Source organism: Streptomyces sp. XY006, from assembly GCF_002237655.1.
In the GTDB taxonomy this organism is placed as follows: domain Bacteria; phylum Actinomycetota; class Actinomycetes; order Streptomycetales; family Streptomycetaceae; genus Streptomyces; species Streptomyces levis.
Genome location: NZ_NOKT01000006.1, coordinates 215,067 through 231,320, shown reverse-complemented (window position 1 = coordinate 231,320; position 16,254 = coordinate 215,067). Strand labels below are relative to the sequence as shown.

1 protein-coding gene (cut by a window edge) is annotated in these 16,254 nt (G+C 73.6%); it reads left to right on the top strand.

The features are described 5' to 3' along the window. Positions 1–311: 311 nt before the first annotated feature. On the top strand, positions 312–16,254 hold the 5' portion of the coding sequence (locus tag CHR28_RS09680) for a non-ribosomal peptide synthetase (protein WP_094053105.1). The gene runs 7,115 nt beyond the window's last position; the window shows 15,943 of its 23,058 coding nt (coding positions 1–15,943); its start codon is at positions 312–314; the stop codon falls past the right edge of the window.

The window sequence follows — 16,254 nt, the reverse complement described above, 5'->3', positions numbered from 1 at the left end:
GTGCGGCGGATTCTTGCTACAGCACGACGCTCCAAGGTTCAACCGGAGGACGACCACCCGCCATGCACCCTTTCGACGACGCAGGGGGCGCGTGCGTGGACCTGGCGAACCGCGCGGAGTCCGCGCGCCCCACCTCCCCGCCGACGGCCTGCCACTCCCGCTGACCGCCGGCCGCCCCCCCAGTCCTCGTCCCCCCTGCCACGACCGCGGGGTCCGGCCGGCCCGCGCCCGCCGCCTTCCCGCCCGGCGAAGTCGCCGACGGTACCCATCTGTCCTGCCGCCCGGCGGGCGTCGCGAAGATTGGATGAGCAGTGTCCGGTACTCTGCCCCGCAGTTGGCCCCTGTCGTCGGCGCAGCGCGGGATCTGGTTCGCGCAGCAGCTCGATCCCCGGAGCCCGGCGTACAACACCGCGGAGTACCTGGAGATCGACGGCCCGGTCGACGTTCCCGTACTCGAAACCGCTGTGCGGCGGGTCGTCGCGGAGACCGACACGCTCAATGTGGGCTTCGTCCAGGACGACCAGGGTCTGCGCCAGGTGTACGGCCCGGTGGGCGACTGGCCGTTCGCCGTGCTGGACGTCAGCGCCGAGCCCGACCCGCGCGCCGCCGCCGAGAGCTGGATGAGGGCGGAGACGGCCCGGCCGGTGAGCCTCGACGCCGGCCGGACCTTCACCCTGGCGCTGTTACGGACCCGGCCGGACCGGTACTTCCTCTATCTGCGGGGACACCACCTGGTCACCGACGGCTTCATGTGCGCGCTGTTCGCGCACCGGGTGGCCGAGGTCTACACGGCCCTGGTGACCGGCGCCCCCCAACGCCAGGACGACAGCGGCTCGCTCGACCTGCTCCTGGCCGACGACGCCGCCTACCGGGGCTCGGAACGTTTCGCGCGCGACCGCGACTACTGGACGGACCGAGCGGCCGGCCGGCCCGACGCCGTCACCCTGGCCGGACGGGCGGGCGACCTCTCGCACGGCTTCCTGCGGCACACCGCACACGTCACGCCCGCGACCTCCGACGCCCTGCGCGCGCTCGCCCGCCGGTCCGGGGTGGGCCTGCCGGTCCCGCTGATCGCCGCCACCGCGCTGTACCTCAGCCGCATGACCGGCGCGGAGGAGGTCGCCCTCGGTGTGCCCGTCGCCGCGCGCACCGGCACCGGACGCGGCCTGCGCGGCCCCATGTCCAACGAACTGCCGCTCTGGCTGGACGTCCGGCCGGATATGAGCGGCCGCGACCTGATGCGCCAGGTGTCCTACGAGACCCGGCAGTTGCTCAAGCACCAGCGGTACCGGTACGAGGACCTCGGCCGCGACCTCAACACCACGGGCAGCGGCCGCCGCCTCGTCGGCCCGACGATCAACATCATGGCCTTCCCCTACGACCTGGTCTTCGGCACGGCCCGCGCCACCACGCACAACCTGTCGATCGGGCCCGTGCACGACCTCTCCGTCCGCTTCGACGGCCGCGCGGGCGACGGCACGCTGCGCCTCGACTTCGACGCCAACCCCGCCCTCTACGATGCCGCCGCCAACGCAGCCCACCAGCAGCGCTTCGTCCACCTGCTGGAGAACCTCGCGAGCACCGACCCGGACCGGCCCGTCGGCGGGCTCGACCTGCTGCTCCCGGGCGAGCGCGACCTCGTGCTGCCGGCTCCGGCCCCCTCCACCGCCGCCGGCGGGGAGGCCGGCACCCCGGCCCGCGCCCTGCCGGAGCTGTTCGAGGCCCAGGCGGCCCGCAGGCCGGATGCCGTGGCCGTGATCTCCGGGGACACGGAGCTGTCCTACGCGGAGCTGAACGCACGCGCCAACCGGCTGGCTCGCCTGCTGGTGCGGCGGGGAGCCGGACCGGAACGGCTCGTCGCCGTGGCGCTTCCGCGCTCCACCGACCTGGTGGTGGCCCTCCTGGCGGTGGTGAAGACGGGCGCGGCGTACCTGCCGGTCGACCCCGCGTACCCGGCGGACCGGATCGCCTCGGTGCTCGGCGACGCCGCCCCCGTGTGCGTCGTCACCACGACGGACCTGGCCGCGCGGACCTCGTCCGGGGCAGCAGCTCCCGTACTCCTCGACGAGGAGACCACCGTCCGTGCCCTCGCCGGCGAGTCCGCGGACGACCTGGCCGACGCCGACCGGACCGCCCCTTTGGACCCCCGGCACCCGGCGTACGTCATCCACACCTCCGGCTCGACCGGCACACCCAAGGGAGTCCTCGTCCCGCACCGCAACGTGGTGCGGCTGTTCACCGCCACCGAGCAGTGGTTCGGGTTCGGCCCGGACGACGTGTGGACGCTGTTCCACTCCTTCGCCTTCGACTTCTCCGTCTGGGAGCTGTGGGGGCCGCTGCTGTACGGCGGCCGGCTGGTCGTGGTCTCGCAGGAGGAGTCCCGTTCCCCCGAGGCCCTGCTCGACCTGCTGGTGTCCCGGCGGGTGACCGTGCTCAACCAGACGCCGTCGGCGTTCTACCAGCTGATGCGCGCCGACCGGGACGCCCCGGAGCGCGCGGCCGGTTCGGCACTGCGGTTCGTGATCTTCGGCGGTGAGGCGCTCGACCCGGAGCAACTGCGGGACTGGTACCGGCGGCATCCCGACGACGCGCCGCGGCTGGTGAACATGTACGGCATCACCGAGACCACGGTGCACGTCACGTACGCGCCGCTCGGCGGGGACGACGCGGACACCTCGGCGCACCGCGGCATGATCGGCGAGACGATCCCCGACCTGAGCGCCTACGTGCTCGACGCCGGGTTGCGGCCGGTGCCGCCCGGTGTCGTCGGCGAACTCTACGTGGCGGGCGCGGGTTTGGCGCGTGGGTATCTCGATCGCCCGGCCCTGACCGCGGGGCGGTTCGTGGCGAACCCCTTCGGCCGCCCCGGTGAGCGGATGTACCGGACCGGGGACCTGGCCCGCCGCGCCCAGGACGGCCGGCTCGCCTACGCGGGACGCGCGGACGACCAGGTGAAGCTGCGCGGCTTCCGGGTCGAGCCGGGTGAGATCGAGGCCGTGCTCGTCCGGCACGAGACCGTGGCCCGGGCCGTCGCGGTGGTGCGGGAGGACCGCCCCGGCGACAAGCGGCTGGTGGCCTACGCCGTCCCCCACGCGGGCGCCCGGCCCGACCCCGAGGAACTCCGGGCGCACACCGCCCGCAGCCTGCCCGAGCACATGGTCCCGGCAGCCGTCGTCGTGCTCGACGCGCTCCCCCTGACCGTCAACGGCAAGCTCGACCGCGCCGCCCTGCCCGCCCCGGTGTTCACCGCGCGGGAAGGGCAGCGCCCGGCGCGCGACGCGACCGAGGAACTCCTGTGCGCCCTGTTCGCCGAGGTCCTCGGCGCCGACGGCGTGGGCGTCGGCGACAGCTTCTTCGACCTCGGCGGGGACTCCCTGCTGGTCACCCGGCTGCTGAGTCGGATCCGGGCCACGCTGGGCGCCGAACTGCCCATCCGTACCGTCTTCGAGACACCCACGGTGGCGGGCCTCGCCGCCGCGCTGCAGCGGGAACGCGGACACGCGCGCCCGCCCGTACGGTCCGTCGAACGGTCGGAAACCCTGCCGCTGTCCTTCGCCCAACGCCGGCTGTGGTTCCTGAACCGGCTGGACGGGCCCGAGGCCGGCGCCGCCTACAACATGCCGTTCCTGCTGCGACTGGAGGGCGCACTCGACCCGGAGGCCCTGCGCGCGGCGCTCACCGACGTGGTGGCGCGCCACGAAAGCCTGCGCACGGTCTTCCCGGAGACCGACGGGGCACCACGCCAGGTCGTCCTCGACCCCGGGACGAGCACCGTCCCCCTGCCGATTCGCCCCCTCGCCCCCGCGGAACTGGACGAGGCACTGGCCGCCGGCGCCGCCACCGGCTTCGATCTGACCACCGAAACACCGCTGCGCGCCGAACTGTTCGCCTGCGGCCCGGACCGGCACGTGCTGCTGGTGGTGGTGCACCACATCGCGGGCGACGCGTGGTCCATGGTGCCCCTGGCCCGCGACCTGTCCACGGCCTACGCCGCCCGCCGCCGCGGCGAGGCCCCGCAGTGGCTCCCGCTGCCGGTCCAGTACGCGGACTACGCGCTGTGGCAGCGCCGACTCCTGGGGGACGAGGGCGACGCGGACAGCGTCGTCTCCCGGCAGGTCGCCTACTGGGCGCGTGCCCTGGCCGGCCTCCCCGCCGAACTGGACCTGCCCACCGACCGCCCGCGCCCCGCCGTCGCCGGCCACCGCGGCGGCACCGTCCCGCTGCGCATCGACGCCGACCTGCACGGACGGCTCGCGGCCCTGGCCGAGCGCCACGGCGTCACCCTGTTCATGGTGCTCCAGGCCGGTCTTGCCGCACTGCTCACCCGGCACGGCGCGGGCACCGACATCCCGATCGGCTCGCCCGTCGCGGGACGCACCGACGACGCCCTCGACGACCTGGTCGGCTTCTTCGTCAACACCCTGGTCCTGCGCACCGACACCTCGGGCGACCCCGCCTTCGGCGAGCTGCTCGCCCGGGTCCGCGAGACGGACCTGGCCGCCTACGCCCACCAGGACGTGCCCTTCGAGCACCTGGTCGAGGTGCTCAACCCGGCCAGGTCGCTGAGCAGGCACCCGCTGTTCCAGGTGATGCTGACCTTCACCAACGGCTTCGACGCCCGCATCGAACTGCCCGGCCTGCACGCCGCCGCCGAACCGCTCGACCCGGGAGCCGCCAAGTTCGACCTGGCGCTCAACCTGACCGAGTCCACCACCGGCCACGGCACTCCGGGCGGCATCGACGGGCACGCCGGGTACAGCGGCGACCTGTTCGACCGGGCCACCGTCGAGGCACTCGTGGGCCGCTTCACGCGCCTGCTGGACGCCGCCGCCGCAGAGCCGGACCGGCCCATCGGCGCCCTGGACATCCTCGGCGAGACCGAACGGCACCGCATCCTGACCGAGTGGAACGACACCGGCACGGCGGACACCGCGCCCCTGCTGCTGCCGTCGCAGTTCGAGCGGCAGGCCGAGGCCACCCCGCACGCCCGCGCACTGGTCGCACGGGACGCCGAGTTGACCTACGCGGACACCGACGCGCGCGCGAACCGCCTGGCCCACCTGCTGATCTCCCGGGGCATCGGCCCCGAGCAGATCGTCGCCGTCGCGCTGCCCGGCTCCGCCGCACTCGTCGTCACCCTCCTCGCGGTGCTCAAGTCGGGCGCCGCCTACCTGCCCCTCGACCTCGCGCACCCCGCCGCCCGCATGTCCCACCTGCTCGCGGACGCCGCCCCCGCCCTGCTCGTGACGACCACCGAGGCAGCCGCCGGCCTCCCGGAAACCCCCGGCACCGTCCGACTGCTGCTCGACGACCCGGCTGTCACGGGCGGGTTGCGGCGGCAGCCCGCGCACCGCCCCACCGACGCCGACCGCGTCACCGCCCTGCTGCCGGACCACCCCGCCTACCTCATCCACACCTCGGGCTCCACGGGCACGCCGAAGGGCGTCGTGGTCGCACACCGCGGCCTGGCCGCCTACGTGACCCGCGCCCGGCGCACCTACACCGGCCTGGACGGGACGGTGCCGGTCCCCACCTCGCTGTCCTACGACCTGTCCGTCACGGGCCTGTACGGCGCGCTGACGTCCGGCGGTTGCGTCATCGTGGCCGAACTGGACGACGACCCCTGGCTGACGGCCCGGTTGACCCGCACCCCGGCGACGTTCATGAAGGCCACCCCGAGCCACCTGGGCATCCTCGCCGCCCTGCCCTCCGGGTTCGCCCCGGTCAAGCAGCTCATGCTCGGCGGCGAGACTCTGCCGGCCGGACCGCTGCGCGCGTGGCGCGAGAAGCACCCCGACGTGACCGTCGTCAACCACTACGGCCCGACGGAGACCACCGTCGGCAGCCTCGACCTCCACCTCGCTCCCGGCGAGGAGACACCCGGCCCGGTGGTCCCGGTCGGACGCCCGATGACGGCCATGCGGGCCTACGTCCTCGATGCCCGGCTCCGGCCGGTGCCGCCCGGCGTGACCGGAGAGCTGTACCTCGCAGGGCCACAGCTCGCCCGCGGCTACCTCAACCGTCCCGGCACCACCGCCGAACGGTTCCCGGCGAACCCCTTCGGCCCGGCGGGTTCCCGTATGTACCGCACGGGCGACCTGGCGCGCTGGACCGCCGACGGGCAACTGGTGTTCGCGGGCCGCGCCGACGAACAGGTGAAACTGCGGGGACACCGGATCGAGCTCGGCGAGATCGAGGCCGCCCTGTCCGGCCACCCCTCGGTGGCATCGGCGGCGGTCACCGTCCGCGAGGACCGTCCAGGCGACCAGCGGCTGGCGGCCTACGTCGTCCCGGCCGGCCCCACCGGCGCGGACCCCCGGGACCTGCGCGCCCACCTGGCCGGCCGGCTGCCCGAGGTCATGGTCCCCACCGTGTTCACCACCCTCGCCGCGCTGCCGCTGACCAGGAACGGCAAGGTGGACCGGCGGGCCCTGCCCGCACCCGCCCGGGCACACGCGAACCCGGGCCGGCCACCGCGCACCCCGGAGGAGGAGATCCTCTGCGGGCTGTTCGCCGAACTGCTGGACGTCACCTCCGTCGGCGTCGACGACGGGTTCTTCGCCCTGGGCGGCCACTCCCTGCTCGCCACCCGTCTGGTCAGCCGCATCCGCACCGTCCTCGGCGCCGAACTGCCCATCCGTGCCGTCTTCGAGACACCGACGGTCGCCGGACTCGCCGGCCGGCTGGAGGCCGCCCGCGGCCGCAGGCGCCCCCCGCTCCGCCCGTTCGCCCAACGCCCGGCAGCGGTACCGCTGTCGTTCGCACAACGCCGGCTCTGGTTCCTGCACCACCTCGAAGGGGCGAGCCCGAACTACAACCTGCCCTTCGTCGTACGGCTGGAAGGCCCACTCGACCGGGCCGCGCTCGCCGCGGCACTCGACGACCTCGTGGCCCGGCACGAGGTGCTGCGCACCGTCCACCCCGATGTCGGCGGCACCCCCCGCCAGGTGATCCTCACCCCCGGGCAGGCCCGGCCCGGACTGCCGGTCACCGGCGTGGACGAGCACGGGCTCACCGCGGCCGTGGCCGCCGCCGCGTCCCACCGCTTCGACCTGACCGCCGAACCACCCCTGCGAGCCGAGCTGTTCGCGCTCCAGTCGGACGTCCACGTCCTGGTGGTCGTCCTGCACCACATCGCCGGGGACGGCTGGTCCAACGGACCGCTGGCCCGGAACCTCTCCGAGGCCTACGCGGCCCGCTGCTCCGGCCGGGCCCCGGCGTGGGAGCCGCTGCCCGTCCAGTACGCGGACTACACCCTGTGGCAGCGGGAACTGCTCGGCCGCGAGGACGACCCCGACAGCGTCATCGCCAAGCAGCTCGCCTACTGGTCGCAGGTCCTCGACGGGCTGCCCGAGGAGCTGAGCCTCCCCACCGACCGGCCCCGCCCCGCGGTCGCCGGCTACACCGGCGGGGTGGTACCGCTCTCCGTCGACGCCGCGCTGCACGCCCGCCTGGACGCGCTGGCCCGCACGTCCGGCGCGAGCCTGTTCATGGTCCTCCAGGCCGGACTCGCGGCACTCCTCACCCGTCTCGGCGCGGGCACCGACATCCCCCTCGGCAGCGCGATCGCCGGACGCACGGACGACGCGCTCGACGACATGGTCGGCCTGTTCCTCAACACCCTGGTCCTGCGCCTGGACACCTCCGGCGACCCGCGCTTCGACGAACTGGTGGCCCGGGCCCGCGAGACCGCCCTGCGCGCCTACGCCCACCAGGACGTGCCCTTCGAGCACCTGGTCGAGGCGCTCAACCCGCCCAGGTCCCTCGCCCGGCATCCGCTGTTCCAGACCATGCTGACCCTCCACAACAACGCCGAGCCCCGGCTGGACCTGCCTGGCCTGCGAGTGAGCCCCGCCCTGGCCGAGGCCGGCGCGGCCAAGTTCGACCTCACCTTCGACCTCGTGGAGGCTCGAGGACCGGCCGGCGAGCCGGAGGGACTCGGCGGCCGCCTGGAGTACAGCACGGACCTGTTCGACCATGACACGGTCGAGCTGCTGGCGGCCCGTTTTCTGCGGGTGCTGGCAGCGGTCGCGGATGAACCAGGGCGCCGCGTCGGGGAGTTGGAGATCCTCGATGGTGCCGAGCGCGAGCGGGTGCTGGTGGAGTGGAACGACACCGCGCGGGCGGTGCCCGGGGCCACGCTGCCTGAGCTGTTCGAGGTGCAGGTGACCCGGACGCCGGACGCGGTGGCCGTGGTGACCGAGGATGTCACGCTGACGTACGCCCAGTTGAATGCCCGGGCGAACCGGCTGGCTCATGCGCTGATGGCGCAAGGGGCTGGTCCGGAGCGGGTGGTGGCGGTCGCCCTGCCGCGTTCGGCGGAGCTGGTCGTGGCGCTGCTGGCGGTGCTGAAGTCGGGTGCGGCGTATCTGCCGGTCGATGCGGAGTATCCCGCGGAGCGCATCCAGTCGATGCTGGACGAGGCCCGGCCGGTGTGCGTGGTGGACGATCCGGCTCAGGTGAGGCCGGCGGGCGAGTGGCCTGAGACCGATCCGGTCGTGTCCCGTGCGTCGTCGCATCCGGCGTATGTGATCTACACGTCGGGTTCGACGGGGCGTCCCAAGGGTGTGGTGGTGCCGCACGCGGGGATCGTGAACCGGTTGGTGTGGATGCAGGCGGAGTACGGCTTGGAGCCGGGTGAGGGGGTGTTGCAGAAGACTCCGTTCGGCTTCGACGTGTCGGTGTGGGAGTTCTTCTGGCCCCTGACAGCCGGTGCGCGGCTGGTGGTGGCGCGTCCGGACGGGCACAAGGACCCGGCGTATCTGGTGTCGGTGATCCGGGAGCAGGCGGTCACGACGGTGCATTTCGTGCCGTCGATGCTGCGGGCTTTCGTGGAGGAGCCGGGTGCGGCCGACTGCACGGGCCTGGTCAGGGTGTTGTGCAGTGGGGAGGCGCTGCCGGCGGATCTGGCGGAGCGCGCGCGGGCGGTGCTGGGGCCGAAGTTGCACAACCTCTACGGGCCGACCGAGGCGTCCGTCGACGTCACGTCCTGGGCGTGCGCTGAAGGTGCGCGGGGTGTGGTGCCGATCGGCCGGCCGGTGTGGAACACGCAGGTCTACGTCCTGGACGACTGCCTCCGCCCTGTGCCGCCCGGCGTCACAGGGGAGTTGTACCTTGCCGGTGACCAACTCGCCCGTGGCTATCTGAACCGGCCGGGTCTGACGTCGGAGCGGTTCCTGGCCGATCCGTTCGGCTCCACCGGCTCGCGGATGTACAGGTCCGGTGACCTGGCCCGATGGCGGGCGGACGGGGTGCTGGAGTTCATCGGGCGGGCGGACGACCAGGTCAAGCTGCGTGGTTTCCGCATCGAGCCGGGTGAGATCGAGGCCGTGCTGACCGGGCACGAGGACGTGGCGCAGGCCGTCGTCGTCGTGCGGGAGGACCGTCCCGGGGATCAGCGCCTGGTGGCCTACGTCGTCGCCGTGCCGGGTGCGGTGCCGGATCCGGACGGGCTGCGAGCGTATGCCGCTCGTGTCCTGCCGGAGTACATGGTGCCCTCCGTGGTCATGTCGCTGGAGGCGCTGCCCCTCACCTCCAGCGGAAAGCTGGCCCGCCGGGACCTCCCCGCTCCCTCCCTGGTGACGTCCGAGCGAGCCCCGGGCACGGCCATGGAAGAGACCCTGGCCGGGCTGTTCGCCGAGGTGCTCGGTGTGCCCGAAGTCGGTGTCGACGACGGGTTCTTCACGCTCGGCGGGCACTCGCTCCAGGGCATCCGGCTGATCTCCCGCATCCGCTCGGTGCTCGGCGCGGAGCTGTCGGTACGGGACCTGTTCGAGGCACCCACGGTCGCGGGCCTGGCGGCCCGGATCGACACCGGGGGAGAAGTACGACCGGCCCTCCGGGCCGTGGCCCACCGCCCGCACGTGCTGCCGCTGTCCTTCGCCCAGCGCAGGCTGTGGTTCCTGCACCGGCTGGAAGGGCCCAGCCCGACCTACAACATGCCCTTCGCCCTGCGCCTGCGGGGCGGGCTGGACCACGCCGCGCTGCGTGCGGCCCTCGCCGACGTCGTGGCACGCCACGAGGTGCTGCGCACGGTCTACCCCGAGATCGACGGCACCCCGCGGCAGGTGATCCTCACTCCGGAGCAGGCCGCTCCCGCGCTGCCGGTCACCGAGGTGGACGAAGCCGGACTCGCCGACGCGCTGACCGCCGTGGCCGGCCATGGGTTCGACCTGACCGACCGGACGCCGTTCCACGCCGAGTTGTTCGCCCTGGGCGCCGACGAGCACGTGCTGGTACTCGTCCTGCACCACATCGCCGGGGACGGCTGGTCCAACGGACCGCTGGCCCGAGACCTGTCCGAGGCCTACGCGGCCCGCTGCTCCGGCCGGGCCCCGGCGTGGGAGCCGCTGCCCGTCCAGTACGCGGACTACACCCTGTGGCAGCACGACCTCCTCGGCCGCGAGGACGACCCCGACAGTCTGATCTCCCGGCAGACGGCGTACTGGGCCGAAGCACTGGCGGAGCTCCCGGAGGAGCTCGCGCTCCCCGCCGACCGGCCTCGCCCGGCGGTCGCCGGTCACCAGGGCGGACGCGTGCCGTTCGCCTTGGACGCGGCGGCACACGCCCGGCTCCGCGAGCTCGCCCGCGACTGCGACGCCAGCCTGTTCATGGTGCTGCAGGCCGCGCTGGCCGCACTGCTCAGCAGGCTGGGCGCGGGCACCGACATCCCGCTCGGGACGCCGATCGCGGGCCGCACGGACGCGGCGCTCGACGAGGCGGTCGGCTGCTTCGTCAACACCCTCGTCCTGCGGACCGACACCTCGGGCGATCCCGCTTTCACCGACCTCGTCGCCCGCGTCCGGCGGACCAGCCTGTCCGCCTACGCCCACCAGGACGTGCCCTTCGAGCACCTGGTGGAGGCCCTGGACCCGGTCAGGTCGCTCGCCCGGCACCCCCTGTTCCAGGTGATGTTGGTCCTGGACGACCACGCCGGGCCGCGGCTCGACCTGCCCGGCCTGCTGACGGACCCGCTGCCGCTCGGGACATCGGCGGCGAAGTTCGACCTCTCCTTCACCGTCGCCGACCAGAACGACGAGAGCGGTGAGGCCGCCGGCCTCAGCGGTTCCCTCGACTACGCGAGCGACCTGTTCGACCACGACACGGCCGAGGACCTGGCGGCCCGTTTCGTGCGGGTGCTGGAGGCGGTGGCCGCCGAACCCCATTGCTCCATCAGGGAGGTGGAGATCCTCGACGGTGCCGAGCGCGAGCGGGTGCTGGTGGAGTGGAACGACACCGCGCGGGCGGTGCCCGGGGCCACGCTGCCGGAGCTGTTCGAGGCGCAGGTGACGCGGACGCCGGATGCGGTGGCCGTGGTGACCGAGGATGTCACGCTGACGTACGCGCAGTTGAACGCCTGGGCGAACCGGCTGGCTCGTGCGCTGATGGCGCAAGGGGCTGGTCCGGAGCGGGTGGTGGCGGTCGCGCTGCCGCGTTCGGCGGAGCTGGTCGTGGCGCTGCTCGCGGTGCTGAAGTCGGGCGCGGCGTATCTGCCGGTGGACAGGGACCAGCCGGCGGAACGCGTCCGTTCGATGCTGGACGAGGCCCGGCCGGTCTGTGTCCTCGATGATCCGGCCCAGGTGCGGGACACAGGTCAGTGGCCGGTCACGGACCCCGTTGTGGTGCGCGACTCCTCGCATCCGGCGTATGTGATCTACACGTCGGGTTCGACGGGGCGTCCCAAGGGTGTGGTGGTGCCGCACGCGGGGATCGTGAACCGGCTTGTGTGGATGCAGGCGGAGTACGGTCTTGAGCCGGGTGAGGGGGTGTTGCAGAAGACTCCGTTCGGCTTCGACGTGTCGGTGTGGGAGTTCTTCTGGCCCCTGATAGCCGGCGCGCGGCTGGTGGTGGCGCGTCCGGACGGGCGCAAGGATCCCGCGTATCTGGCGGCGGTGATCCGGGAGCAGGCGGTCACGACGGTGCATTTCGTGCCGTCGATGCTGTGGGCTTTCGTGGAGGAGCCTGGTGCGGCCGACTGCACGGGCCTGGTCAGGGTGTTGTGCAGTGGGGAGGCGCTGCCGGCGGATCTGGCGGAGCGTGCGCGGGCGGTGCTGGGGCCCAAGTTGCACAACCTGTACGGGCCGACGGAGGCGTCCGTCGACGTCACGTCCTGGGCGTGCGCGGAAGGTGCGCGGGGTGTGGTGCCGATCGGCCGGCCGGTGTGGAACACGCAGGTCTACGTCCTGGACGCCCACCTGCGGCCCGTACCGCCCGGCGTCACAGGGGAGCTCTATCTCGCCGGGGAGCAGCTCGCCCGCGGTTACCTGGACCGCCCGGGTCTGACAGCCGAGCGGTTCCTGGCCAACCCCTTCGGCGAACCAGGGTCCCGCGTGTACCGCACGGGCGACCTGGCCCGGTGGCGGGCGGGCGGGGTGCTGGAGTTCGCCGGGCGGGCGGACGACCAGGTCAAGCTGCGTGGTTTCCGCATCGAGCCGGGTGAGATCGAGGCGGCGCTGGCCGCGCATGAGGACGTGGCGCAGGCCGTGGTCGTGGTGCGGGAGGACCGTCCCGGGGATCAGCGCCTGGTGGCCTACGTCGTGGCGGCGCCGGCGGCGGTGCCGGATCCGGACGGGCTGCGAGCCTATGCCGCTCGTGTCCTGCCGGAGTACATGGTGCCCTCCGTGGTCATGTCGCTGGACGCGCTGCCCCTCACCTCCAGCGGAAAGCTGGCCCGCCGGGACCTGCCCGTCCCGGACGCACCCCTCGTACCGGCCGTCGGCCGGGCTCCGCGCACGGCCGTGGAGGAGATCCTGGCCGGGCTGTTCGCCGAGGTGCTCGGTGTGCCCGAAGTCGGTGTCGACGACGGGTTCTTCGCCCTGGGTGGCCACTCGCTGCTGGCCACCCGGCTGATCTCCCGCATCCGGTCGGTGCTCGGTGCGGAGCTGTCGGTGCGGGACCTGTTCGAGGCGCCGACGGTGGCGGGACTGGCGGCCCGGACCGACGCGAAGGAGGGCGGCCGTCGGCCGGCCCTGCGCGCGGCCCACCGTCCGGACGTACTGCCGTTGTCCTTCGCCCAGCGCAGGCTGTGGTTCCTGCACCGCCTGGAAGGGCCCAGCCCGACCTACAACATGCCCTTCGCCCTGCGCCTGTCCGGCGACCTGGACGCCGCTGCCCTGCACACCGCCCTGAACGACGTCGTCACCCGCCACGAAACCCTGCGCACGGTCTTCCCCGAGGCCGGCGGAGAGCCGCGGCAGGTCGTCCTCGGCCCGGACGAGGCGGCCGTGGAGCTCGCGGTCCGGCAGGTCGGCGAGGACGAGCTCACCGGGGCGCTGGCCGGCGCGGCCGGGCACCGGTTCGACCTGACGACCGAAACGCCCCTGCGCGCCTTCCTGTTCGCCGTACGGCCGGACGAGCACGTGCTGCTGCTCGTGATCCACCACATCGCGGGGGACGGCTGGTCGAACGCTCCGTTCGCCCGGGACCTCTCGACGGCCTACACCGCCCGCTGCTCGGGCCGGGCGCCCGCGTGGGAGCCGCTGCCCGTCCAGTACGCCGACTACGCGCTGTGGCAGCGCGACCTCCTCGGCGACGAGGACGACCCGGACAGCGTGATCTCCGCCCAGATCGCCCACTGGGAGCGCACCCTGGCGGGCCTGCCCGAGGAACTGGAGCTGCCCACCGACCGTCCCCGCCCGGCGGTGGCGAGCCATCGCGGCGGCAAGGTGCTGTTCACGCTGGACGCGGACCTGCACCGACGGCTCGCGGACCTGGCGAGGCAGCGCGGAGCGACCCTCTTCATGGTCGTGCAGGCCGGACTCGCGAGCCTGCTCGGAAAGCTCAGCGGGGCCACGGACATCCCGATCGGCAGTGCCATCGCCGGACGGACCGACGAGGCCCTCGACGACCTCGTCGGGTTCTTCGTCAACACGCTCGCGCTCCGCCTGGACACCTCCGGAGACCCGACCTTCGCCGGGTTGCTGGAGCGGGTCCGCGAGACCGACCTCGCCGCCTACGCCCACCAGGACGTGCCCTTCGAGCAGCTGGTCGAACTGCTCAACCCGGTCAGGTCGGCGGCCCGGCACCCGCTGTTCCAGGTCATGCTGACGCTGCAGAACAACGCCGACCCCGAGTTCGCCATGCCGGGCCTGCGGGTCACGCCCGACGTCGCCGACGTGGGCGCGGCCAAGTTCGACCTGCTGTTCAGCCTGACGGACCGGTACACCGACGACGGCACCCCGGACCGGGTCGACGGCGTACTGGAGTACAGCGCCGACCTGTTCGACCACGGCACCGCCGAGGCGCTGACGGCCCGCTTCGTCCGGGTCCTCGAAGCCGCGGCCGCCGGGCCGGACCGGCCGATCAGCACCTTCGACCTCACCGACGGCGCCGAGCGGGAGCGCCTGCTCGTGACGTGGAACGGCACCGTGTCCGACGCCCCGGAGACCCTGCTGCCGGCGGCGTTCGAGACGCAGGTGGCGCACACGCCCCACGCGGTCGCCGTCACCGACGGCGGCACCGACCTCACCTACGCCGAGCTGAACACGCGGGCCAACCGGCTGGCGCATCTGCTCATCGCCCGCGGGATCCGTCCGGAGCAGGTCGTGGCGGTCGCCCTGCCCCGCTGCGCCGACCTCGTCGTCGCGCTGCTCGCCGTGGTCAAGGCGGGCGCCGCCTACCTGCCCTTGGACCCGGCACACCCGGCCGCGCGGCTCCGCCACATGCTGGACGACGCCGGTGCGGTCTGCGGACTGACCCTGAGCACGCTCACCGCGGACCTGCCGGACACCGGGCTGCGCTGGCTCGCGCTCGACGCACCCGACGTGCTGCGGACGGCCGAGGAGCAGCCGGAACACGATCCGTCCGACACCGACCGGCAGGCGGGGCTGCGGCCGGCGCATCCCGCGTACGTCATCTACACGTCGGGCTCCACGGGCCGCCCCAAGGGTGTGCTCGTCGAGCACCGCGCCCTCGCCGCCTACCTTGACTTCGCCCGCCGGGACTACCCCGGCACGGCCGGCACGGCGCTGCTGCACTCGCCGGTCTCCTTCGACCTGACCGTCACGGCGCTGTTCGCGTCCCTGACCGCGGGCGGACGCGTACTGGTCGGCGACCTGTCCGACGGATCACCGGCCCCCGGCCCGTACACGTTCCTCAAGGCGACCCCGAGCCACCTGGCGCTGCTCGGCGCCGCACCCGGTCAGGATCCTGCGGTCACGGACCTGGTCGTCGGCGGCGAGCAGCTCACCGGCGAGCAGCTCGCGGCGTGGCGGCTGTCGCACCCGCGGGCCACCGTCGTCAACGAGTACGGACCGACGGAAGCCACGGTCGGCTGCATCACGTACCAGGTGCGGCCCGGGACCGCGGTCGCCGACGGCCCCGTGCCCGTCGGACGGCCCGTCCCGCACACGCGGGCGTACCTGCTCGACGCCGGGATGCGGCTCGTCCCGCCGGGCGTGACCGGAGAGCTGTACCTCGCCGGGGCGCAGCTCGCCCGCGGCTACCTCAACCGGTCCGGACAGACCGCCGAGCGGTTCGTGGCCGACCCGTTCGGCGGGCCCGGGGCCCGGATGTACCGGACCGGAGACCTGGCCCGCTGGACCCCCGGCGGCGAGCTCGTCTTCGTCGGCCGCGCCGACGAACAGGTCAAGGTCCGCGGCTACCGCATCGAACCGGCCGAGATCGAGGCGGTCCTGAACCGGCACGAGGGCGTGGCGCAGGCCGCGGTCGTCGCCCGGGAGGAGGAACCGGCCGGCACCCACCTGGTGGCCTACGTCGTCCCCGCGCCGGACGGGCGGCGGGACGGGGACGCGGCCCGGGCCCAGCTCGGCGACTGGCAGGAGGTGTACGACTCCCTCTACGGCACCGAGCACGCCGCGGCGCAGCCGGCCCCGTTCGGCGAGGACTTCGCCGGCTGGACCAGCAGCTACGACGGGGAACCGATCCCGCTCGCGCAGATGCGCCGGTGGCGGGACGCCACCGTCGCACGCATCCGCGAACTGCGGCCGCGCCGCGTGCTGGAGATCGGCGTGGGCAGCGGCCTGCTGCTGTCCCGGCTCGCGCCCCACTGCGAGGCCTACTGGGGCATCGACATCTCGGCGGACGCCGTCGAACGGCTGCGTGCCCAGGTGGCCGAAGAGGGACTGGCCGACCGCGTCCACCTGCGAGTCCAGTCCGCCTCGGACGCCGAGGGCCTGCCGGCCGGCCACTTCGACACGGTCGTCGTCAACTCGGTCGCCCAGTACTTCCCGGACGCCGGCCACCTCACCGAGGTCATCGGCACGGCTCTGGAACGACTGGCGCCCGGCGGTGCCC